Genomic DNA, 21755 nt, shown 5'->3' on the forward strand with positions numbered 1-21755 from the left:
AGGCACACCGTGGCATTTACCTGGGTTGATTGGGCGATCATCGCGATCATCGCCATTTCCTCATTGATCAGTCTCAAGCGCGGCTTCGTCAAGGAAGCCTTGTCACTGCTCATCTGGATAGTCGCAGGCGCAGTTGCCTGGATGTTTGGCGGCTCTCTGGCGCAATACCTGGAAAGCTACATCCAAACGCCATCGGCCCGCGTCATCGCCGGCTGCGCCATTCTTTTCGTCGCCACCTTGCTGGTGGGGGCTATGCTCAATTTCCTTATCGGCGAGCTGATTCGAGTGACCGGGCTGTCCGGCACCGACCGTTTCCTCGGCATGGCCTTCGGCGCCGCCAGGGGCGGGCTGCTGGTGGTAGTGGCCGTCGGGCTGCTTAGCCTGGGCCCGGTACAACAGGATCCGTGGTGGCAGGAATCTCGCCTGATACCACAATTTCTATTGGTCGCAGACTGGTCAAAAAACCTGATTCTGGGGTTCACCGGCCAGTGGATGTCCAGTGGGGTCAGCGCACCCGTTGACCTTCCGTTCAAGGAACAGCTGCTCGGGCCAACCAAGCCCTGAGTGCTTTTCAATCAAGTTTCATCAAAGTAGGGGTTGCGTCGCATGTGTGGCATCGTCGGTATCGTCGGTAAGTCGAACGTCAATCAGGCGCTGTATGACGCGCTTACGGTCCTCCAGCACCGCGGCCAGGACGCTGCCGGTATCGTGACCAGCCATGACGGCCGGTTGTTCCTGCGCAAGGATAATGGCCTGGTGCGCGACGTCTTCCAGCAGCGCCACATGCAGCGCCTGGTCGGCAGCATGGGCATTGGCCATGTGCGTTATCCAACCGCGGGCAGCTCGACCTCGGCCGAGGCCCAGCCGTTCTACGTCAACTCGCCGTATGGCATTACCCTGGCGCACAACGGCAATCTGACCAACGTCGAGCAGCTGGCCAAGGAGATCTACGAGTCGGATCTGCGTCACGTCAACACCAACTCGGACTCCGAAGTGCTGCTGAACGTGTTCGCCCATGAGCTGGCCGTGCGCGGCAAGCTGCAGCCGACCGAAGAAGACGTGTTTGCCGCCGTTTCCCACGTGCACAGCCGTTGCGTCGGTGGCTACGCGGTGGTGGCGATGATCACCGGCTACGGTATCGTCGGTTTCCGCGACCCTAACGGCATCCGCCCGGTGGTGTTCGGCCAGCGTCACACCGACGAAGGCGTCGAATACATGATTGCCTCGGAAAGCGTAGCATTGGATGTGCTCGGGTTCACCCTGATCCGCGACCTGGCGCCAGGCGAAGCGGTGTACATCACTGAAGAAGGCCAGCTTAAAACCAAACAGTGCGCCGATGCGCCTAAGCTGCAGCCGTGCATTTTCGAACACGTCTACCTGGCCCGCCCAGACTCGATCATCGATGGCGTCTCGGTCTACAAGGCGCGTTTGCGCATGGGTGAGAAACTCGCCGACAAGATCATGCGCGAGCGCCCTGAGCACGATATCGACGTGGTCATCCCGATCCCGGACACCAGCCGCACCGCAGCGCTGGAGCTGGCTAACCACCTGGGTGTGAAGTTCCGCGAAGGCTTCGTCAAGAACCGCTACATCGGCCGTACCTTCATCATGCCTGGCCAGGCTGCACGCAAAAAATCCGTGCGCCAGAAGCTCAACGCCATCGAGCTTGAGTTCCGCGGCAAGAACGTGATGCTGGTGGACGACTCCATCGTGCGCGGCACCACCTGCAAGCAGATCATCCAGATGGCCCGCGAAGCCGGCGCCAAGAATGTCTACTTCTGCTCCGCGGCCCCCGCGGTGCGTTACCCCAACGTCTACGGCATCGACATGCCGAGCGCTCACGAGCTGATCGCCCACAACCGTACCACTGATCAAGTGGCCGAGTTGATAGGCGCCGACTGGCTGATCTATCAGGACCTCCCGGACCTGATCGAATCGGTCGGTGGCGGCAAGATCAAGATCGAGCATTTCGATTGCGCAGTGTTCAACGGTGAGTACGTCACCGGCGACATCGATGAGGCCTACCTGGACCGCATCGAACAAGCCCGTAACGACCTCGCCAAGGTCAAGACTCAGGCTGTCAGCGCGATCATCGACCTCTATAACAACTGATTGGGAGCGACGGCATGACGGATCAATGGGATGCCGGGCGACTGGACAGTGACCTCGAGGGTGTCGGCTTCGACACCCTGGCGGTACGCGCCGGTCAGAACCGTACACCGGAGGCCGAGCACAGCGAAGCGCTGTTCCTGACCTCCAGCTATGTCTTCCGCACGGCTGCCGATGCCGCCGCGCGTTTTGCTGGCGAAACGCCGGGTAACGTCTACTCGCGTTACACCAACCCCACCGTACGCGCCTTCGAAGAGCGCCTGGCGGCCATGGAAGGCGCCGAGCAGGCCGTCGCCACCTCCACCGGCATGGCGGCTATTCTCGCCATAGTCATGTCGCTGTGCAGCGCGGGCGACCACGTGCTGGTGTCGCAGAGCGTGTTTGGCTCGACCATCAGCCTGTTCGAAAAGTACCTCAAGCGCTTCGGCCTGCAGGTGGACTACGTGCCACTGGTCGAGCTCGCAGGCTGGGAAGCGGCCATCAAGGCCAATACCAAGCTGCTGATTCTCGAGTCGCCGTCCAACCCGCTGGCCGAGCTTGTCGATATCGCCGCCTTGGCCGAAATCGCCCATGCCCGTGGCGCGATGCTGGTGGTGGACAACTGCTTCAGTACCCCGGCCTTGCAGCAGCCGCTCAAACTGGGTGCTGATATCGTGTTCCACTCGGCGACCAAGTTCATCGACGGCCAAGGCCGTTGCATGGGCGGCGTGGTGGCTGGGCGTGCCGAACAGATGAAAGAAGTGGTGGGTTTCCTGCGCACCGCCGGCCCGACGCTTAGCCCGTTCAACGCCTGGATCTTCACCAAGGGCCTGGAAACGCTCAAGCTGCGCATGCGTGCGCACTGCGAGAGCGCCCAGGCCTTGGCCCAGTGGCTTGAGCAGCAAGAGGGCATCGAGAAGGTGCACTACGCCGGCCTGCCAAGCCACCCGCAGCACGAACTGGCCAAGCGCCAGATGAGCGGCTTCGGTGCAGTGGTCAGCTTCGAGGTCAAGGGCGGCAAAGAGGGCGCCTGGCGCTTCATCGATGCCACCCGGGTGATTTCGATTACCACCAACCTGGGTGACAGCAAGACCACCATCGCCCACCCGGCGACCACCTCCCATGGCCGTTTGACGCCACAGGAACGTGAAGCGGCGGGTATCCGCGACAGCCTGATCCGCGTTGCCGTGGGCTTGGAAGACGTCGCCGACCTGCAGGCGGACCTCGCCCGTGGGCTGGCGGCGCTGTGATGGAAATCCGCGGCGCTGCGCCAGGCCATAACGGCCGGGTAGCTCTGGTTACCGGTGCCGCCCGCGGTATCGGCCTGGGCATCGCCGCCTGGTTGATTTGTGAAGGTTGGCAGGTGGTGCTGAGCGATCTTGATCGCCAGCGCGGCGCCAAGGTGGCCAAGGCGTTGGGGGACAACGCCTGGTTCATCACCATGGATGTCGCTGATGAGGCGCAGGTCAGCGCCGGGGTGTCAGAGGTGCTTGGCCAATTTGGCCGGCTGGATGCACTGGTGTGCAACGCAGCCGTGGCCAACCCGCACAATCAGACGCTGGAGAGCTTGTCGCTGGCGCAATGGAACCGGGTGCTTGCGGTCAACCTCAATGGCCCAATGCTGCTGGCCAAGCACTGCGCCCCGTATCTGCGTGCCCATGGCGGCGCGATCGTCAACCTCACCTCGACCCGCGCACGGCAATCAGAGCCTGATACCGAGGCCTATGCCGCGAGCAAGGGCGGGTTGATGGCGCTGACCCACGCCTTGGCCATGAGCCTCGGCCCGGAGATCCGGGTCAATGCCGTGAGCCCGGGCTGGATCGATGCCCGTGACCCCTCCCAGCGCCGCGCCGAGCCCCTGACCGATGCTGACCACGCGCAGCATCCGACGGGCAGGGTAGGGACGGTCGAAGATGTAGCCGCGTTGGTGGCCTGGCTGCTGTCGCGCCAGGCAGGCTTCGTCACTGGCCAGGAGTTTGTGGTCGACGGCGGCATGACCCGCAAGATGATCTACGCCTGAACCGCTAGCTTTCAGCTACAAGCAGCAAGAAGGGGCCGTGAGGTCCCTTTGTCGTATCTTCCGGGTGGGACACACGCTTTTTCTTGCAGGTCGAAGCTAGCCCCTTGCAGCTATTTTTAAAAAAACTTCAATGGGGCTATTGACTTAGCATCGGTACCTGCGTAAATTTCGCGGCCTCAGCGAAGCAAACGCAACAAGCAACATCGCGGGGGTGATTAGCTCAGCCGGGAGAGCATCTGCCTTACAAGCAGAGGGTCGGCGGTTCGATCCCGTCATCACCCACCACTTCCTGAGACGTTCCTGGCTCAACCACTTCGCAAGACGCCGGTTGGCAGAGAGGAACAGGACGCAAGTCCAGCTATGCGCGGCGGTAGTTCAGTCGGTTAGAATACCGGCCTGTCACGCCGGGGGTCGCGGGTTCGAGTCCCGTCCGCCGCGCCATTTTTCTCCAGATGGGTGCTTGCACCGGTCTGAGGCCGAAAGGCCAGATCCCAGTTTCAATCAGGCGCAAGCCTGAACGATACGCAGCGGTAGTTCAGTCGGTTAGAATACCGGCCTGTCACGCCGGGGGTCGCGGGTTCGAGTCCCGTCCGCTGCGCCATCTTCTGCATCAAGCCCCTTGAACAGCTTGAAGCAAACCAGAAAAGGCGATCACAAGTCGCCTTTTTTGTGCCTGGCTTTCGCGTTTAGACGCTTGAAAGCTCAGATCCCAGTTTCAATCGGGTGCAAGCCCGAACGATACGCAGCGGTAGTTCAGTCGGTTAGAATACCGGCCTGTCACGCCGGGGGTCGCGGGTTCGAGTCCCGTCCGCTGCGCCATCTCTGGTACCAAGCCCCTTGAACAGCTTGGTACAACGCAAAAAGCGACCTCAGGGTCGCTTTTTGCGTTTCAGCGTTTGATAAGCGTAAGGTTTGCCGGACTTTACATGAACCTTGCACGCTCAAGGTTTCGATCGATCGCGGATCTGTTGCACAATACCCACCGTTCGATTTTCCCCGGAATTCACGATGTCCAGATCATCCGTCTATGGTGCGCTCGGGCTGGCCCTTGTGCTGGCAGGCGTGTCCGGTTGTTCCTCGAAGAAGCCTGCCATGTACGAGCACGAGAACTTCGACGACTCAGGCACCTTCTCGCGCAGCTTCTCGGTGAGCGAAGCCGGCTCCTGCGAGGCGGCGCGCCGTGCGCTGCTCAGCCAGGGCTACATCATCACCAGCAGTGATGCCAACCAGGTCGCCGGCAACAAGAGTTTTCAGCAAAGCGCCGAAAACCACATGCAGATCAGCTTCAACATCACCTGCGTGCCGGACATGAGCGATAAACAGCGCTCCACCATGTTTGCCAACGCCTTGCAGGACCGCTACACCCTGAAAAAGTCCAACACTTCGGCAAGCCTGGGTGTGGGCGTGCTCGGTTCGGTGTCGATGCCCATTGGCTCGAGCGACGATTCCATGGTCAAGGTCGCCAGCGAGACGGTCACCGCGCCGCAGTTCTACGACCGTTATTTCGCCCTGGTCGAAAGCTATCTGCCGAAGCCAAAAAAGGTGAAAAAGCCTGAAGCGCCGGTAGAGCCGGCCAAGGCCGAGCCACCTGCACAAGACTTGGGCCTGCCCGAGCCTGTGCCAGCGCCACAAGCCTCGGCAGAGGCGGCACCCGCGCCGGCGAGCGCGGCCCAGAGCCCTGCTGCCAGCCAGCCAGCGGCATTTGCCCCTGCCACAGAGGCGCCTGCTGCGCCTGTGGTCGACGATAGCCATAGCTCGCAGCCTGTGGCGCCACCGGTGGAGGCGGCGCCCATTCAGGTGCAGCAGCCAGAAGCGCCAGCCGAACCTGCCCCAGCGGGCTCTTGAGGCCTCGATAACTTATGCAAGGCCTGCTACGTTTATCGTTCATGGGGCTGTAATCAAGCCGTAACGCCTACGGCTTAGGTTGGCCCCAGACCCTTGAGACGATAAACGCAGAAAGAGGATGCAGGCCATGGATGACTATCAGGAAGAGTTGCTCGATTTTCAGGCCTTCGAGCTGGACCCGCCAGAACCTGCCGATGATGCCACCGAGCTTTAAACCGCCAGCCGCTGTTGCCGGCGGTACTCCCCCGGCGTGACGCCTGTCCAGCGCTTGAATGCGCGCTGGAAGGCCTCGGCCGACGCAAACCCCAGCAAATAGGCGATTTCGCCAAACGCCAGCTCGGTATCGCGGATATACGCTTCGGCGAGGTCGCGCCGTGTGTCATTGAGCAGGTCGCGAAAGCGCGTGCCTTCTTCGGCCAGTTTGCGCCGTAGCGTCCAGGTCGGCATGTGCAGGTGCCGCGCCACCTCCTCGAGATCCGGTTCACGCCCGCCGTTGAGCAACGGCCCTAGCAGATGAATGATACGTTCGCCCAGGCTGCGTACCCGAGTGCGCTGGGCAAGCTCGGCTTCGCACAGCTGCAGCAGGTGCTGCCAGGTGCTGGGGCAGTGCTGCGGGTTGGCCAGAGCCAGTGTTGCCGGGCCCAGGCGCAACTGGTTGGCGCCGGCCGCGAACTGCACAGGGCTGCTGCTCAAGGCTTGGTAATGGTCGGCATAGCACGGGGCGGTGAATTCGATTTCCAGGCGTTCGGCCTTTATCGGCTGGCCTGCCAATGCGCCCAGCTGCGCAAGCCAGCCGCCGAGCAGCGAATCGACCACGAACCGGTTGTAGCGGTTATACGGGCTAATGGAGTAGAAGCGCAGCCAGGCGCCTTGGGCATCTTCTTCGAAGCTCGACTGGCCCCGGTAGTTGGCCGCATACAAGGGCTCGAAGCGCAGCAGCGTGCGGGCGGCTTCGCCCAGCGTCGGCGCTTGCGCCGCTGTTACGCCGGCAAGCCCCGCCTGCGGCAGGCGGCCCAGGCGGCCCATGTGCAGCCCCAGCGCCGGGTCGGCGCACAGCTCGATGGCGGCATGCCCCAGGTGCATGTAGCGCGGAATCGACAGCCGCGCGCTGGGTTCGGCCAGGCGCCGATCATCAAGGCCGTAGCGCAGCAGCAGGGGTTGCGGGTTGTGGCCGCGCTCGCGCAGGGCTTGCGCCAACGGCTGGACCAGGCCCACCGACAGGTCGCCCAGGCGCACCCGTGCGCGGTTCATGCGGTTACAACCACAGGTTGAGCAGGCGCGCGCCATTGCTGGCGCTGCCGGCCCACAGTGCATCGCCCTGATGGGCAAAGCCTTGGCCATCACCGGCCTGTTCCCAGAACTGGCCGCGCATGAACACGCTCATGCTGCTCAGGCCGCCACCTGCGCTGCGGGTAAGGTGGTGCCAGGCGTCCTGCTCGCTGGCTTCGCCGCGTTGCAATGGCAGGCCATCGGCCACAGGCTGGTGGCGGTTGCCGCGCCATGGGGTGTGCCATGCCTGTTTGCCGCTGAGGAACACCGGGTTGGCGATCAGTTGCACCGATTGCTCGGCCAGTTGCTCGACATTGGCCGGGTACCAGCTGTCGCTGCCCACCAGCACGCCCAAGCGCCCGGCGGGGGTCTGCAGCACCTGCAATTTATGTTGCTGACCACCCTGCACGTAGCGGCGGAACTCGCTGTCGGGGTATTGCTGGAACTGCGGCTGGCCAATGATCAACCCTTGGCCATTGAACACCAGGCTTGTATTAAACAGCGGGCCGTTGCCGGGCAGGAGCACGCCATTGTCGACATGCGGGGCGGGCAAGATAATCGAGCCGGCCACCAGGGTTACGTCAAACTCGCGCGCCAGGCCCCCGAACACCTGTTGATAGTCCGCCGCCATTTGCGCAGCCTTCATGCGCAGGTGGGCGTCGCTGCGCCGGTCATCGCCGGTGGCGGCAAGCATTGCCAGGCCGTAGCGCACCGGGTTGCTCAGCTCAAGCCACTGCCAGGCCTCGCGGCGCTGGGTGACCTGGTACAGCTCTTTCTTCTCGCCACGGGCCCACAGCCAGGTGCCGACATGCTCAGGCAGCACCACCACTGTGCGCGGGTTGACCAGGCCCTGGGCCTTGGCCTGTTCGAGGTAGGCCGACAGCTTGCGGTGCAGGCGGTTGAGGTTCTGGTAGTCGCCTGGATACAACAGCGGCTCGATACCCAGCAGGTTGCCTTGCTCGCCCGGTGTGCCTTGGTTCAGCGCGACTTCTATGCGCAGGTCGGAAAGATAGTGGCCCTGCGGCCGTTGCAAGGTCCAGAAGCCGTAACCGCAGAGGCCGGCAAGAATGACCAGCGCCACGGCGCCGGCAAGCAGTTTTCGCATGGAAGGGGCAATCAATGTGGGAAGGATGAATGTGGTCTAGGGTAAGCCTGCTGTGCAGCCGGATCAATAAGTTGTCAGTTTCGATCATTGAGCAGGTTCAAACGCTTGTTTAATGTCCAGTACCTATAAGCGACAGGCCCCCGCCGTAGCGGTGCAGGTGCCTGCATTCATCCGTGATCACGCCACATGTGGAGCGCCTGCATGGCTAGCAACCCTTACCCGCATCTCCTGGCCCCGCTGGACCTGGGCTTCACTACCTTGCGCAACCGCACCCTGATGGGCTCGATGCACACAGGCCTCGAGGAACGCCCAGGCGGGTTCGAGCGCATGGCCGTGTATTTTGCCGAGCGCGCCCGCGGCGGCGTCGGGCTGATGGTAACCGGTGGCATTGCGCCGAACGAGGAGGGCGGGGTGTATTCCGGTGCGGCCAAGCTCAGCACCGAGGCCGAAGCTGAGCAGCACCGCACCGTGACTGAGGCGGTGCATGCTGCAGGCGGCAAGATCTGCCTGCAGATTCTGCACGCCGGGCGCTACGCCTACAGCCCCAAGCAAGTCGCGCCCAGCGCCATCCAGGCACCGATCAACCCGTTCAAGCCCCGTGAACTGGACGAAGAGGGCATCGAGAAGCAGATCCGCGATTTCGTCACCTGCGCAAGCCTGGCCCAGCGTGCCGGCTACGATGGCGTCGAGGTGATGGGCTCGGAAGGCTACTTCATCAATCAGTTCCTGGTCGCCCATACCAACCAGCGCACTGACCGCTGGGGTGGCAGCTACCAGAACCGCATGCGCCTGGCGGTGGAGATCGTGCGCCGGGTGCGTGAAGCGGTGGGACCAAACTTCATCATCATTTTCCGCCTGTCGATGCTCGACCTGGTCGAAGGCGGCAGCACCTGGGACGAGATCGTGATGCTGGCCAAGGCGATCGAGCGCGCCGGCGCCACGCTGATCAACACCGGTATCGGCTGGCACGAGGCGCGTATTCCGACCATCGCGACCAAGGTCCCGCGCGCCGCGTTCACCAAGGTCACCGCCAAACTGCGCGGGGCGGTCAGTATCCCGTTGATTACCACCAACCGCATCAATACCCCGGAGGTGGCCGAGGCGGTGCTGGTCGAGGGTGACGCCGATATGGTGTCGATGGCCCGGCCGTTCCTCGCCGACCCTGAGTTCGTCAACAAGGCCGCCCAAGGCCGAGGTGACGAGATCAACACCTGCATCGGCTGCAACCAGGCCTGCCTCGACCATACCTTCGGTGGCAAACTCACCAGTTGCCTGGTCAACCCGCGTGCCTGCCACGAAACCGAGCTCAATTACCTGCCGGTGCGCATCGTCAAGCGTATTGCCGTGGTCGGCGCAGGCCCTGCCGGCCTGGCTGCCGCCACGGTGGCGGCTGAGCGCGGCCACCAGGTAACGCTGTTCGATGGTGCCGCACAGATCGGTGGCCAGTTCAACGTGGCCAAGCGGGTACCGGGCAAGGAAGAATTCTTCGAAACCCTGCGCTATTTCGCCAACAAGCTGCGCAGCACGGGCGTGGATGTGCGCCTGAACACTCGCGTTGATGCCCAGGCGCTGGTGGCCGGCAAGTACGACGAGATCATCCTGGCCACCGGTATCGCCCCGCGTACCCCGGCTATTCCCGGCATCGACAACCCCAAGGTGCTCAGCTACCTGGACGTGCTGCTCGAGCGCAAGCCGGTCGGGCTGCGGGTGGCGGTGATTGGCGCTGGCGGGATCGGTTTCGATGTATCGGAGTTCCTGGTGCACCAAGGCGTTGCCACCAGCCAGGACCGCGAGGCGTTCTGGAAAGAGTGGGGGATCGACACGCAGCTTGAGGCCCGTGGCGGCGTTGCCGGCATCAAGCCCGAACCGCATGCTCCGGCGCGCCAGGTGTACCTGTTGCAGCGCAAGAAAACCAAGGTGGGCGACGGCCTGGGCAAGACCACCGGCTGGATCCACCGCACGGGCCTGAAAAACAAGCAGGTGCAGATGCTCAACAGCGTCGAGTACCTGAGCGTGGACGATGCCGGCCTGCATGTGCGCATCGCTGACGGCGAGCCGCAACTGCTGGCCGTGGACAATATCGTCATCTGTGCAGGCCAGGACCCACTGCGCGACCTGCAACAGGGGTTACTGGACGCCGGTCAGTCCGTACACCTGATCGGCGGCGCTGATGTGGCGGCGGAACTGGATGCCAAACGCGCCATCGACCAAGGCTCGAGGCTGGCTGCGCAGTTGTAAGGTAGTGCTCCAATAGCGCCTGTCTGTGAACCTGAGTGGGCATCTTCCGGTTTTCCCTGGAGGACGTCCGCCATGCAAGAATCCACTCCAACCCCGCCGTTTACGGCAAGCCTGCCCGAGGGCATGCTGGACCTGACCGGCCTGCCCACGCTGGCCGGGGCTGCCCGTACCCTGTTCGCACAAGCCTGCCCCGACTTGCCAGAAGGCCCGTGGTATGTGCTTGAGTATGCCGAGCAAGAGGGAACCCAGGAGCTGCTCGCCAGCCACCCGCTCGACACGCTGCTCATGCAAAACATGCGCGGTGAGCCTGGCTCAAACGAGTTGCTCGACGCGCAGCGCAGTGTGTTATCTGCGTCCAGCACCTCGCTCGACGCTGCCGATCAATACACAGCTGTCCCGTTGACGGATATCCGTGACGCACTGGCCGGCATTACCCCGCAGACGGTTGCGGCGCAGTTCGAGGTCGACCAGACGACCTTCTGGGAGGTCCCCGAGCAGCTATCGCTGCCAAACAGGCGGCTTGGGCAGGAACTGCAGATGCGCGCCAGCCTGGCTGACCATGCGGGCCTGCTTCAGCAGGTTGGGGCGCTGACCCCGGCCGCGACAGCCCTCATCGCTGATATCGTCGCCCACCCGAGCTGGTCGAACCGGTTGCTTGCCCGAGGTGTCTACCGCCTGGATGTCTACCTGGCGGGCTCCGGTGCGGTCGTCGGCTTGCCAGGCCTGCTGGTGCTGAGTACCGCGCCTGGCGGCTACTCCCCAGCGCTTGGCTACGTGACTGAACGCAAAGACACTACGGGCGAGTGCGTGCTCTACTGCCCCGGTTATCTGGGATTCGTGCGCCGCTACGATTCGCTCGAAGAGGTGCTGTACGCCGTGCGTGCAGACTTGACCGGTGGCTATGCGCCAACGTGGCTGCGCCGCCTTGGCCCCGTTGCCCAGGCAGCACTGCTGGAAGAAGAGCAGCGGCCGGAGTACGGGTATGAGGTCCGCGCCACGCCGATCGAGGGCAACCCGTTCGAGGCGCAGGTGCAGCAACAGCTCGACGCTTGGCGCGAAAATGCCCTGGCCGGCGCCGAGTCCTTCTGGAGCAACCCCATCGGCCTGGATGCCTCGCTGTGCAAGGCCGTGCGCCAGTTGCATGCTTTTGCCCAGCAACACCAGGCAGCCCGGCAGGCGCTGTGGCAAGACAAGGTAGGCCTTGACGCGCAGCAGCAGGTTCAGCAGGACCAGTGGTTAGAACTGCTGCATAACCAACAGATTGTTGCAGGCCGCTATTTTGCCGAATTACCGGCCTTCGACTCGTTCGCGCGCGAGCAGATCCAGGCCAGCCTCAGGACGCAAGACTGGGATGTGGACCCTGCTACTGTCGACCTCACGATCAGCATCGCCAGTTACCGGCCGGACGTTGTCGAGTCGGAGCTTGCACCGGGCGCGGTCGCGGTAGACCCGGAACCACAAGTCACGACCCATACCTGCTCGTTGCTCGAGTACATCGCCATGCGCCTGGACAAGGCCAGCGATGCCAATTGGACGGTCGAGCTGGCCGAGGACGACGCGCGTTCGCCAGGGCTGAAAGCCTTGGCCACGCTGGCCGAACAGCTCAATCTGCAGGAAAGCTATGAACAGGCGCTGCGCGCGCGCCTGCGTCGCCCTGAGGATGAAGAGGCCGCAGCGCTGCATGACGAGGGCCGGCAAGCCGCGCAGGAGGTATTCATTACTCGGTTGCGTATCGATGCGCTGCTGGCAGTGGCCAAGGGCGAGCTGCAACAGGATGATTGCGATCACGTGTTGAGCGTGCTTGAAACGGCGCAGGCGCAGGCAAGCGGCAGCCCCGCCGGGCATGTCGAAGCGCTGGTACTCAGCGGCAATACGTTGCGCGATCTGCTGTTGTTCACCCTCGATGATGACGCGTCGCTGATCTTTTACACGCCGGGCCATCCCAGTGGCCGGGCATTCGAGCGGTTTGCCTCTGCCGGGGCCTTGCGGTCTGCCATGACTGCACAATTGGCAGGTGTCGACGGGCCACCCGGTACGTTGAGCGATTCTCCGAGGTATTGGCTGGCGCGCTTTGGCAAGCACCAGCTCGATGCTGCAGGCGCCGGGCTGAGGTCGCTGGCGAAGGGGCGGGGCGGCAGTTTGCTGGCCACTTTGCGAGTACCTGAACCCTTGGGCAAGGCGATGTTCGACCAGCGTGTGAGGTTTCTGCTGGCCGAAGGCGATGCCTCGGCGGTGTCCGATACCGAGCTGCTGCTCGAACAGGGGCTTGATTACGCATTGCTGGCATTTCGTGTGTTAAGCCTTCTGGTGCCCGGGCGGGTCATGACCATGCTCGACCTCACCGAAGTCGCGATTCACCTGTTCAACGGCTATGCCAGCTATTCGGCAGGGCAGCGGCACGCCGCCGGCGAACACCTGTTGGAAATGCTCAGCAGCCTCAGTGGCCTGGCCAACGCTCGCGCGCCCAGGCTGCGGGCGGTGGGCAAGGCCAGCGCGCCAATGCACGTGCAGCTTGACGCCGGGCGCTTGAACATCACACCCGTAGCAAAAGCTGCTGAGCCGTCTGGCGAAATGTTCCGCTTCACCACTGGCGAGCGCGCAGGCTTGTATGTAGCCGAGCAGCGGCTATATGTCGAACTGGCAGACGGCCAGCGCTATCCGCTGCGTGAAGTGATCGACCTGCTGGATGGCAGCATTGCCCGCTACCTTGATGACGGTGAGCCAGTTGCCGCACCAGCGACCGTAGAGATGCTCGGCCTGCGTGTGGTTCGTGAGCCTGATACTGAGCAATGGCGGGTGGCGCCACGGTTGCGCCTGCTGGGCGGTGCCGACGAGCCGGCCCGCGCCGGTGCGGGCCAGACCCTGGGCATGGACGGAGTCACCATAAAGCGTGGGCGGGGCGGCGAGGAGTTCTTCGTATTCGAAGGCGCGCAGCGGCGACGCGTCGAGTTCGAGCTATGGACATGCAGTTGGTTCGCTCCCGAGCGCGATGTGTACCTGCGCTACGACCCGGCGCTTGGGTATCACGTCGAGCAGCCGATCCCTACGGAGCCGGCCGGCCCGCAGCGGCGACAGCAGTATCGTGAACAGTTTGGCTTGCCGTTCTATCCGCCGCTTCCAGCCCCGCGTCGCCCAGACAGTGCCGAGGCGTTACCCAAGCAGCTGCATCAGGTGTGGATCGGTTCCCACGCATCATTGATCGAGCATCACGAGCTCACCCTTGCCCATAATGCGAAATTGGCCAAGCAAAGTGGCTACCGCTTGGAGCTGCATTTTTACAAGGACGCCGGCTTGCTGCCCGAATCGTTGCAATTGCTGACCCTTCGCAAGATGTTTCCTGACGTGACGTTCACCGCCCTCAGCGGCGAGCCATTCTTCAAGACGTTCATCGCCGATGCTGCCGGTGAAGCTTTCACCCATTACCTGAAGAAGAAAACCCGTAACTACGCTGCGGCCTGTGATTCGATACGCTACCGCTTGGTCAGGGAGCTGGGCGGCATCTACATGGATGTCGATGACCAACTAAGCAAACCTCTGCCCAGCCTGACCCTGAGCCCCGGGCAGTTGGCGGTGGGCGCTGTGGTGGAAAGCATTGCGTTGAACTTTACCGGCTACAACAACAGCCACTTCGCAAGCCTCAAGGGCAACGCGCTGCTCGATGCGGTAGAGCGGGAAATGGTGACGCGGTTCAAGACCACGCGCTGGGCGGCGCAGCGGCCGAAAAAGGACGACGAGGGTTTCTGGCCCTATATGCGCGATATTTCGCGGGTGACCGGGCCGCGCCTGTTCACTGACGTCTACTCCAAGGCCAACCCGCGTGCCGATGCCATGCGCTATGCAGGGCCATATGTCCATGAGCTGCGACGCTCCTCGGTAATACCCGAACCGCAGATCCGCGAATGGGTGGCGCAGGTTCAAGAGGAAGTGACACTGCTGGCTAATTATTTCGAGGGCGGTAGTACGTCGAGCTGGATGACGACGCGGCGTTAGGTTGCTACGGTAGCGGATGATTTTCGACAACCTTCCTAAAGCTCCCCTGCAACCCTTGCAACTGCCCTGGCTGGAAACAGCCGGGGTGGCATGCGCAGTGTTGCGCCTGGACCTGATCGACCCGCTGTTAAGCGGCAACAAATGGTTCAAGTTGCAGCATCACCTGCTGGCTGCCCGGCAGCAGGGCGCGGCCGGCTTGATCAGCCTGGGCGGCAATCATTCCAACCACCTGCATGCCCTGGCCGCCGCCGGCAAGCGCTTTGGCTTCGCCACCGCCGGGCTGTTGCGCGGCCATGAACAGGACACCCCCACCGTACGCGATCTCAAGGCCATGGGCATGCAACTGCACTGGCTTGGCTTTGCCGGGTATCGGGCGCGCCACGCGGTGGATTTCTGGGCGCCCTGGCAGGCGCGTTACCCGGGTTGGTACTGCATCGCCGAGGGGGGTGGCGGTCTCGAAGGCGCCCGCGGCTGTGCGGCGATCATCGAGCAGTGCCGGGCGCAACTTGCGGCGCTGGGCTGGGAGGATTACCACGCCTGGTGGTTGGCTGCCGGTACTGGCACCACACTGGCCGGGCTGGTGCTTGCCGAGGCCGGTGAGCACCCTGTGCATGGTGCCGTTGCGGTGCCGGCTGACCACGGCGTCGAGCAAAACGTCACGGCGCTGGTTGGCGCCCACGGCTACCACTTGCATGACGCTGCCCGTGGTGGCTTTGCCCGCATTGACAGTGAGTTGCTGGCGTTCATCGAACAGACCGAACGCCAGTGCGCCGTGCCGCTGGAGGCGTTGTATACCGGCAAGGCGTTGCTGGCCCTGCGCGATCAGGTTCAGGCGGGGCGTTTTGCCCGTGGCAGCCGCCTGGTGTTCGTGCATACAGGCGGCCTGCAAGGGCGGCGCGGTTACTTGTAGGGCAGCATGCGCAGCAGCGTGTTGTCGCGGCGTACATAGTGGTGATAGAGCCCGGCCAGTGCATGCACGCCGATCAGCCAATAGCCCCAGGTGCCGATGCGTTCGTGCCAGCCCTTGATGAACTTGGCCAGGTCTGCGTCCGCGCCGACGATGTGCGGCAGCTCCAGCCCATAGAACGGCACCGGCTTGTCGGCGGCGCTGAGGATCGCCCAGCCCGCCAGCGGCAGGCCGATCATCATCAGGTACAGCAACAGGTGCACAAGGTGCGCAAGGCCAGTCTGCCAGGCCGGCGCCTTGGGCACGATCGGCGGCGCCGGGCGCAGCAGGCGCATCGCCAGGCGTAGCCACACCAGCACGAACACACTCAGCCCGAGCATGAAGTGCAGGTCTTTCATCAGGTCGCGCTCGGCGCTGCCCTTGGGGAACTGGCCACGCAGCTCGATGCAGGCGTAGACGGCCGCCAGCAGTACCAGCATCAACCAGTGCAGCACGATCGAGGGGCGCGCGTAGCGGGTTGCGGGGGTGGATGAAACCATGGCGGATCCTCTTCATCAGGTAGGGAAGGGCGCTCTATCCGGCACCTCTGCTTGCACTTTAATCGCTCTGTAGCGAAACAGTGCGCTTAAGATCAATTCACATTTGCCGACACAGCTGATCAGGTGGTGGCGCAAAGCCTCTATCGATCTTCAATCGCACAAGGATTCTGTGTCAATGAAACTGCTTTCTAGCGCGCCGCGTGTGGCGCTGTTCTCTGCCTTGACGGCTGTCCTGGCTGGCTGCGGCCAGACCTCGGCGGTCAAGACCCCTGCCATCGCCCAGATGACCATCCCGCTGTGCGTCAACGAACAGTGCGCGGTGCTCGACCAGACCGGCGCCCTGCGTGTCGGCCCCGACAACGATTACGCGCAGATCTACACCCAGCCGTTCACCAATGCCTTCATCTTTGCCCGTGGCGATTACTGGAACCTGGCCAGTGGCGATGGCAAGCAGGTGCTGCGCGCCGACCTCACGGATGAGGTGTTCACCCTGACCCCAGGCCTGTTCGGCTTTGTTCGTGACGGCAAGGTCGGGGTGATGGACGAGCAGGGCAAGGAAGTCCAGCCAGCCATCTACGACAACGTCTTTGTGGGCGGCAATGACCAGTTCATCGTTGCCGAGGTCGGCGAGTTGCGCGGCTTCCTGACGCCCACTGGCGAGAAGATCAGCGAGCCGGTATTCGACTCGATGTATGTGCGCGACGACTTTGCCAAGCGCGGCAACTGGGTGCTGGCTGAGCGCGATGGCCAGAGCTGGGGCTACAACCTGCAGACCAAGGTGCTGCGCAAGCTCGACTTCGACACCATTGTCAGTGCTGCCGACGGCCAACTGGTGGTGTCCCGCGAAGGCACCGCCGGCAAGGGCCTGGCCAATGCCGCAGGCGATGTGGTCATTGCCCTTGGCAAGGACTGGCTGGGTACCCCAGGCGGAGGCCTGGTGGCGTTCCGTGACGGTTACGACCAACCTTGTGGCTACCTCGACTATCAGGGCAAGGTGGTTATCGCCGCGCAGTACCAGAGCTGCGAAAGCTTCGGCAAGGCCGGTGGCATGGTGCAGTTGCCACGTACCGAGCAGGACCGTGGCAAGGCCGGCATGATCGACCGCAGCGGCAAGTGGCTGATCGAACCTGAGTACGATTCTGTCGGTGATGCAGGCCTGGGCCTGATGGGCATGAGCGGCCACCGCGACGGCTTCAACCACATCGGCAAGCTGCAGAACGCCTTCCTGGCCACCTACGGCGTGGTTGACCTGGACCAAGGCAAAGTCGTGCTGGCCCCGACCTATCAGCAGGTCGGCGTGCTCACCGCCAAGCGCTTTGCCTTCACCGAGCTGAAGTCGCCGCGCAAGACTGTCAGCATGATGGGCATGCCGACCGAGACGGCCACCGTTGGCCTGATGGACGAGCAGGGCAAGGTGCTGATCAAGCCCGAGCAGTTCATCGGCCTGACCTTGCTGCCAGACGGCGAGCACCTGCTGGCCAGCGAAGGCAGCACCTCGGACGCCCCGCGCGCGCTGTACAACCTCGATGGCAAGCTGCTGGTGCCGGCCAAATGGCAGGACGTGCAGGTGGACACCGCGCGCGGCGCGATCTTCGGCTACCGCGTCGAAGGCAATGGCGATGACGCTGTGCGCACGCTGCGGGCCTTGTATCGCCTGGACGGCAGCGTAGTGTTCGACACCAACACCTTGCCGTGTGGTGCCGAGCAAGTGGTCGACGGCAAGGGCCAGGTACTCTGGCCCAAGGATGCCCAGGCCCATTGCCCGGCGCCAGAGCCGGTCGCTGCAGCATCCTGAATTGAGCGGGGCTGCTTTGCAGCCCGCTTTTGTGCAAGCCTGCTCGGGCCTCACGCAATCCGTGTAGGAGCGGCCTTGTGCCGCGAAGGGGGGCGAAGCGCCCCCTGGATTTGTGCTTCAAGCTGATATCGGTGGGGGCGCTTCGCCCCCTTCGCGGCACAAGGCCGCTCCTACACGGGATCGCGTGGCTTGTGCCTTTGCATAAAAGCTTACCGCTCCGGCAGATACGGCCAGCTGTCTGCCACCAGAAACACCCGCTCTACCTCTTCCCAGTCGCCGTCTTCGCGTTCCTGCATGCGTGTCAGCAGCTGCGCGGGCGCATGCGCCTCCAGCCCTTTACGCCAAGCCTCCAGGCGCGCCGGGCTCCACAATTGATCGACTGTCACCCGCGCTGGCGCCAGCCAGGCCTGACGCGGTTGTGGCTGCCAATGCTGGCTTGCGTCCGCTGCCCATTGCCGCTGGTGCAGCCAGCCCCCGCGCAGGTGTTGGGGATGGCTGCCGAGCGGCGCCTCGGCGCAACCTTGCGGATAAAACAGGTAGCCACCCAGCCACAGGTGGGCCTGCACCTGCGTCACCCCCACGCTAGCCAGTACCTCGCGGCCTTGCGCTGCGTCCGACATCGGCAACTGATGGCCAAGCAGGTGGGCAAGCTTGTGCCCCAGCCGATCATGGCAGCCTGGCCCCAACCAATTGTCCGGATCGCTGCCGGGGCAACGGGGCGGCCCGAGGTAGAGCTTTATCGCAAGCTCCAGATGATGGTCGCCCTCACGGTCACGCAGCACGATATCCAGCTCGCCCAAGGTATGCCCACCATTGCGGATAGCAAGGTTGGCGGCCAGCAACTCGACCCCTGGCGCTTGCTGTAACGCAAACTGCCATAACCGTTCGTAATACAGCCCGAGGCGGCGGCTGCTCAGGCGCACCAGCCAGTTGAGCAGTGGCGCTGGGTCATGGTCCAGGGCCAGCAGCCAGTCGGCCAGGCGCGCCGGATCGTCGGCCCAGGCGCTGGCGGCAAGCGGGTGGCGCTGCGGGCAGGGGGCTGCGCCGAGCAGCGGCGCAGACAGCATCACCCAGGCCAGATCGCGTACGGCGGGGTGGCGCAGGCGGGGGAGCAAGGGCGCAAGGTCGGCGAAGGGCATCATCCCGCGAGCATAGCCGGTTTGCCGCTGGCCGGTGGTTTCGCCCATAATCGCGCTATCGTCACCCCGCCGCAGAGCCTTGCAGGAGCACCATGGAGCAATTTCGCAATATCGGTATCATCGGACGCCTTGGCAGCTCCCAGGTGCTCGACACCATCCGCCGACTGAAAAAATTCCTCCTCGAGCGCCATCTGCACGTGATCCTCGAGGACACCATCGCCGAAGTGCTGCCCGGCCACGGCTTGCAAACCTCCACCCGCAAACTGCTCGGTGAAGTGTGCGACCTGGTAATCGTGGTCGGTGGCGACGGCAGCCTGCTGGGCGCCGCCCGCGCCTTGGCCCGGCACAACATCCCGGTGCTGGGTATCAACCGCGGCAACCTCGGTTTTCTGACCGACATTCGCCCCGACGAGCTGGAAGAAAAAGTCGCCGAGGTGCTCGACGGCCATTACCTGGTCGAGAACCGCTTCCTGCTGCAGGCCGAGGTGCGCCGCCATCACGAGGCCATTGGCCAAGGCGATGCCCTCAACGATGTGGTGCTGCACCCTGGCAAATCGACGCGGATGATCGAGTTCGAGATCTATATCGATGGCCAGTTCGTCTGCAGCCAGAAGGCCGACGGCCTGATCGTCGCCACCCCGACCGGCTCCACCGCCTACGCGCTTTCGGCCGGTGGCCCGATCATGCACCCCAAGCTCGACGCCATCGTCATCGTGCCGATGTACCCGCATACCTTGTCGGGCCGGCCCATCGTGGTCGACGGCAACAGCGAGCTGAAAATCGTCGTGGCCAACGACCTGCAGATCTACCCCCAGGTTTCGTGCGACGGCCAGAACCACTTCACCTGCGCCCCCGGTGACACCATCACGGTCAGCAAGAAACCGCAGAAGCTGCGCCTGATCCACCCGCTGGGGCACAACTACTACGAAGTCTGCCGCACCAAGCTCGGCTGGGGCAGCCGCCTGGGAGGCAGGGACGACTGATGCTCGATCCGGCCCGAAGTTTCGACATCATCGGCGATGTGCACGGCTGCGCGCACACCTTGGAGCGCCTGCTCGATGCCCTCGGTTACAAGCGGGTCGCCGGTGTCTGGCGCCACCCACGGCGTCAGGCGTTGTTTCTGGGCGACATCGTCGACCGCGGCCCGCGCATTCGCGAGGCTTTGCACATCGTCCATGACATGGTCGAGGCTGGCCAGGCCTTCTGCATCATGGGCAACCACGAGTACAACGCGCTCGGCTGGGTGACCCCGGCGCTGCCAGGCAGCGGCCAGACCTTCGTGCGCGAGCACACTCCGCGCCATGCCCGGCTGATCGACGAAACCCTTACCCAGTTCGCCCACCACCCGGGCGACTGGCACGACTTTTTGCGCTGGTTCTACGAAATGCCGCTGTTCGTCGATGCCGGGCGGTTCCGTCTGGTGCACGCCTGCTGGGACCGGCAACTGATCGAGCCGCTGCGCAAGCAGTTCCCCAACGGCTGTGTCGATGAGCACTTCATCCAGGCTTCGGCGGTGCCCGGAAGCTTTGCCGGCAACGTCTGCAACCGCCTGTTGCGTGGCACCGACATGCGCCTGCCAGACGGCCTGACGCTGACCGGCGGCGACGGCCTGACCCGCGCGTTCTTCCGCACCAAGTTCTGGGAAGAAGACCCGCAGACCTACGGCGATGTGGTGTTCCAGCCCGATGCACTGCCCGACGACGTGGCCCGCGCGCCGCTCAGCCACAGCCAGAAGAACGCGCTGCTGCGCTATGGCCCTGACGAGCCCTTGCTGTTCGTCGGCCACTACTGGCGCAGTGGCCGGCCCGCGCCGATCCGCGGCAACCTGGCCTGCCTCGACTACAGCGCCGTGCTGTACGGCAAGCTGGTCGCCTACCGGCTGGATGATGAAACCGCGATCGACCCGCACAAGTTCGTTTGGGTCGACGTCGAACGCCCCCAGGACAGCCAATGAACGTGATCGAAGTGATGCGCTTGCCGGTGACCGTCGACCTTGGCGGTTTTGTTGCGCTGCTGCGCCGCTTGCAAGTGCCGCACCGGGTGGTGGAGGAGGGCGAGGAACAGGTGCTGTGGGCGCCACCGGCAATGGCCGAAGACGTGCTTGAACTGTACCGCCGCTACCCCGAGGGCAACGAGCAGATCCAGCTCGCCGAACCTCTGCCCGAAACCGCACGGCCATCGCTCAAGGACCAGGCCCGGGCCTGCAAGGTAACGGCTGCGGTGCTGTTGCTGAGCCTGCTGGTGGCCGGCATCACCAGCCTTGGCGATAACCTCGCCACCATCGCCTGGTTCAGCTTCCTGCCGTTTCAGGTGCAGGGCGAGTACCTGTACTTCACCGGCTTCGCCCAGAGCCTGGCCGAGGGCCAGTGGTGGCGCCTGGTGTCGCCGATGCTGCTGCATTTTGGCGTGCTGCACCTGGCCATGAACGGCATGTGGTACTGGGAACTTGGGCGGCGCATCGAACTGCGCCAAGGCCCGTGGGTGCTGCTTGGGCTGACGCTGCTGTTCAGCCTGGTGTCCAACCTGGCCCAGCACTTGAGCAGCGGGCCTGGTTTGTTCGGTGGCCTGTCAGGTGTGCTCTATGGTTTGCTCGGGCATGTCTGGCTGTACCAGTGGCTGGCGCCCAATCCGCTGTTCAAGCTGCCCCGTGGCGTATTGGCAATGATGCTGATCTGGCTGCTGGTGTGCCTGAGCGGGGTGGTCGGCAAGCTCGGCTTCGGCGAAATCGCCAATGCCGCCCATGTGGGCGGCCTGCTCATCGGATGCGTCACCGGGCTCTTGGGTGGAATGATCGGCAAGCGTAAACTGTCCGCCTGACTG

Annotated in this window: 16 protein-coding genes and 4 tRNA genes; 16 read left to right on the plus strand and 4 right to left on the minus strand. The window is 63.6% G+C overall.

Features of this window, described 5'->3' with window-relative positions:
* Positions 1 to 9: 9 nt before the first annotated feature.
* The 9 genes from HU719_RS04325 to HU719_RS04365 all read left to right on the plus strand — a co-directional run bounded on the left by HU719_RS04325 (position 10) and on the right by HU719_RS04365 (position 5953).
* Entirely contained in the window at positions 10 to 564 is a 555-nt protein-coding gene (locus HU719_RS04325) for a CvpA family protein (RefSeq protein WP_186521299.1), read from the plus strand.
* Positions 565 to 606: 42 nt separating this feature from the next.
* Positions 607 to 2112, plus strand: coding sequence for an amidophosphoribosyltransferase (gene purF, locus HU719_RS04330; RefSeq protein ID WP_186521297.1), 1506 nt, complete (start codon positions 607 to 609; stop codon positions 2110 to 2112).
* A gap of 14 nt (positions 2113 to 2126) precedes the next feature.
* A complete protein-coding gene (locus HU719_RS04335) occupies positions 2127 to 3338 on the plus strand; it encodes an O-succinylhomoserine sulfhydrylase (protein WP_186536940.1) in 1212 nt (403 codons plus the stop codon).
* The gene (locus HU719_RS04340; protein ID WP_186536939.1) at positions 3338 to 4108 is read left to right on the plus strand and encodes an SDR family oxidoreductase; all 771 of its coding nucleotides are present in this window, start codon (positions 3338 to 3340) and stop codon (positions 4106 to 4108) included. Before HU719_RS04335 ends, HU719_RS04340 begins: the two co-directional genes overlap by 1 nt.
* A gap of 209 nt (positions 4109 to 4317) precedes the next feature.
* Positions 4318 to 4393 (plus strand) — tRNA-Val (locus tag HU719_RS04345).
* 79 nt (positions 4394 to 4472) lie between these two features.
* A tRNA-Asp gene (locus HU719_RS04350) sits at positions 4473 to 4549 on the plus strand.
* An 83-nt stretch (positions 4550 to 4632) separates the two neighbouring features.
* Positions 4633 to 4709, plus strand: a tRNA-Asp gene (locus HU719_RS04355).
* Positions 4710 to 4850: 141 nt separating this feature from the next.
* A tRNA-Asp gene (locus HU719_RS04360) sits at positions 4851 to 4927 on the plus strand.
* A 189-nt stretch (positions 4928 to 5116) separates the two neighbouring features.
* Positions 5117 to 5953, plus strand: coding sequence for a DUF2242 domain-containing protein (locus tag HU719_RS04365; RefSeq protein WP_186520892.1), 837 nt, complete (start codon positions 5117 to 5119; stop codon positions 5951 to 5953).
* 210 nt (positions 5954 to 6163) lie between these two features.
* Here HU719_RS04365 and HU719_RS04370 read toward each other — a convergent pair whose 3' ends face one another.
* Positions 6164 to 7204, minus strand: coding sequence for an AraC family transcriptional regulator (locus tag HU719_RS04370; RefSeq protein ID WP_186520891.1), 1041 nt, complete (start codon positions 7202 to 7204; stop codon positions 6164 to 6166).
* A 4-nt stretch (positions 7205 to 7208) separates the two neighbouring features.
* Positions 7209 to 8327 carry a nitrilase-related carbon-nitrogen hydrolase gene (locus HU719_RS04375; protein WP_186536625.1) on the minus strand — a complete coding sequence of 373 codons (1119 nt, stop codon included), beginning with the start codon at positions 8325 to 8327 and terminating at the stop codon, positions 7209 to 7211.
* A gap of 201 nt (positions 8328 to 8528) precedes the next feature.
* Here HU719_RS04375 and HU719_RS04380 point away from each other — a divergent pair, with 201 nt between their 5' ends.
* The 3 genes from HU719_RS04380 (at position 8529) to HU719_RS04390 (ending at position 15465) form a co-directional block, all read left to right on the plus strand.
* Positions 8529 to 10565, plus strand: a complete 2037-nt coding sequence (locus tag HU719_RS04380; RefSeq protein ID WP_186520889.1) for an NADPH-dependent 2,4-dienoyl-CoA reductase — start codon at positions 8529 to 8531, stop codon at positions 10563 to 10565.
* A 72-nt stretch (positions 10566 to 10637) separates the two neighbouring features.
* Complete coding sequence (locus HU719_RS04385) at positions 10638 to 14555, plus strand: dermonecrotic toxin domain-containing protein (RefSeq protein ID WP_186536624.1); 3918 nt, start codon at positions 10638 to 10640, stop codon at positions 14553 to 14555.
* A 16-nt stretch (positions 14556 to 14571) separates the two neighbouring features.
* On the plus strand, positions 14572 to 15465 hold the full coding sequence (locus tag HU719_RS04390) for a 1-aminocyclopropane-1-carboxylate deaminase/D-cysteine desulfhydrase (protein WP_186536623.1): 894 nt from the start codon (positions 14572 to 14574) through the stop codon (positions 15463 to 15465).
* Here the strand turns inward: HU719_RS04390 and HU719_RS04395 are convergent.
* Complete coding sequence (locus HU719_RS04395; protein WP_186536622.1) at positions 15456 to 16001, minus strand: cytochrome b; 546 nt, start codon at positions 15999 to 16001, stop codon at positions 15456 to 15458. The two genes, HU719_RS04390 and HU719_RS04395, sit on opposite strands and share 10 nt — an antisense overlap.
* A gap of 175 nt (positions 16002 to 16176) precedes the next feature.
* Between HU719_RS04395 and HU719_RS04400 the strand changes: the two genes are divergently transcribed.
* Positions 16177 to 17796 carry a WG repeat-containing protein gene (locus HU719_RS04400; protein WP_186536621.1) on the plus strand — a complete coding sequence of 540 codons (1620 nt, stop codon included), beginning with the start codon at positions 16177 to 16179 and terminating at the stop codon, positions 17794 to 17796.
* Between the two features lie 209 nt (positions 17797 to 18005).
* On the opposite strand, the gene HU719_RS04405 is transcribed toward HU719_RS04400, so the two are convergent.
* Positions 18006 to 18983 (minus strand): DUF1853 family protein, encoded by a 978-nt coding sequence (locus HU719_RS04405; protein ID WP_186520884.1) that lies wholly within the window; start codon positions 18981 to 18983, stop codon positions 18006 to 18008.
* A gap of 44 nt (positions 18984 to 19027) precedes the next feature.
* On the opposite strand from HU719_RS04405, the gene HU719_RS04410 reads away from it, so the two are divergent.
* From HU719_RS04410 to HU719_RS04420, 3 genes are read left to right on the plus strand one after another with little or no spacing between them, the layout of a single operon-like run.
* Positions 19028 to 19918: an NAD(+) kinase gene (locus HU719_RS04410; protein ID WP_186520883.1), complete on the plus strand. Its 891-nt coding sequence runs from the start codon at positions 19028 to 19030 to the stop codon at positions 19916 to 19918.
* Complete coding sequence (locus HU719_RS04415; protein WP_186520882.1) at positions 19918 to 20889, plus strand: metallophosphoesterase; 972 nt, start codon at positions 19918 to 19920, stop codon at positions 20887 to 20889. Before HU719_RS04410 ends, HU719_RS04415 begins: the two co-directional genes overlap by 1 nt.
* Positions 20886 to 21752 (plus strand): rhomboid family intramembrane serine protease, encoded by an 867-nt coding sequence (locus HU719_RS04420; RefSeq protein WP_186536620.1) that lies wholly within the window; start codon positions 20886 to 20888, stop codon positions 21750 to 21752. The genes HU719_RS04415 and HU719_RS04420 overlap by 4 nt, the downstream gene beginning before the upstream one ends.
* Positions 21753 to 21755: the final 3 nt, after the last annotated feature.

The sequence above is a fragment of the Pseudomonas farsensis genome, from assembly GCF_014268805.2.
Lineage (GTDB): Bacteria > Pseudomonadota > Gammaproteobacteria > Pseudomonadales > Pseudomonadaceae > Aquipseudomonas > Aquipseudomonas farsensis.

What these genes read in the sequence shown, in the direction of transcription:
- purF (WP_186521297.1), top strand. Translation starts at nt 607, where the DNA reads ATGTGTGGCATCGTCGGTATCGTCGGTAAGTCGAACGTCAATCAGGCG.
- HU719_RS04390 (WP_186536623.1), top strand. Translation starts at nt 14,572, where the DNA reads ATGATTTTCGACAACCTTCCTAAAGCTCCCCTGCAACCCTTGCAACTG.
- HU719_RS04335 (WP_186536940.1), top strand. Translation starts at nt 2,127, where the DNA reads ATGACGGATCAATGGGATGCCGGGCGACTGGACAGTGACCTCGAGGGT.
- HU719_RS04405 (WP_186520884.1), bottom strand. Translation starts at nt 18,983, where the DNA reads ATGGGCGAAACCACCGGCCAGCGGCAAACCGGCTATGCTCGCGGGATG.
- HU719_RS04410 (WP_186520883.1), top strand. Translation starts at nt 19,028, where the DNA reads ATGGAGCAATTTCGCAATATCGGTATCATCGGACGCCTTGGCAGCTCC.
- HU719_RS04380 (WP_186520889.1), top strand. Translation starts at nt 8,529, where the DNA reads ATGGCTAGCAACCCTTACCCGCATCTCCTGGCCCCGCTGGACCTGGGC.
- HU719_RS04400 (WP_186536621.1), top strand. Translation starts at nt 16,177, where the DNA reads ATGAAACTGCTTTCTAGCGCGCCGCGTGTGGCGCTGTTCTCTGCCTTG.
- HU719_RS04370 (WP_186520891.1), bottom strand. Translation starts at nt 7,204, where the DNA reads ATGAACCGCGCACGGGTGCGCCTGGGCGACCTGTCGGTGGGCCTGGTC.
- HU719_RS04340 (WP_186536939.1), top strand. Translation starts at nt 3,338, where the DNA reads ATGGAAATCCGCGGCGCTGCGCCAGGCCATAACGGCCGGGTAGCTCTG.
- HU719_RS04395 (WP_186536622.1), bottom strand. Translation starts at nt 16,001, where the DNA reads ATGGTTTCATCCACCCCCGCAACCCGCTACGCGCGCCCCTCGATCGTG.
- HU719_RS04365 (WP_186520892.1), top strand. Translation starts at nt 5,117, where the DNA reads ATGTCCAGATCATCCGTCTATGGTGCGCTCGGGCTGGCCCTTGTGCTG.
- HU719_RS04385 (WP_186536624.1), top strand. Translation starts at nt 10,638, where the DNA reads ATGCAAGAATCCACTCCAACCCCGCCGTTTACGGCAAGCCTGCCCGAG.
- HU719_RS04420 (WP_186536620.1), top strand. Translation starts at nt 20,886, where the DNA reads ATGAACGTGATCGAAGTGATGCGCTTGCCGGTGACCGTCGACCTTGGC.
- HU719_RS04375 (WP_186536625.1), bottom strand. Translation starts at nt 8,327, where the DNA reads ATGCGAAAACTGCTTGCCGGCGCCGTGGCGCTGGTCATTCTTGCCGGC.
- HU719_RS04415 (WP_186520882.1), top strand. Translation starts at nt 19,918, where the DNA reads ATGCTCGATCCGGCCCGAAGTTTCGACATCATCGGCGATGTGCACGGC.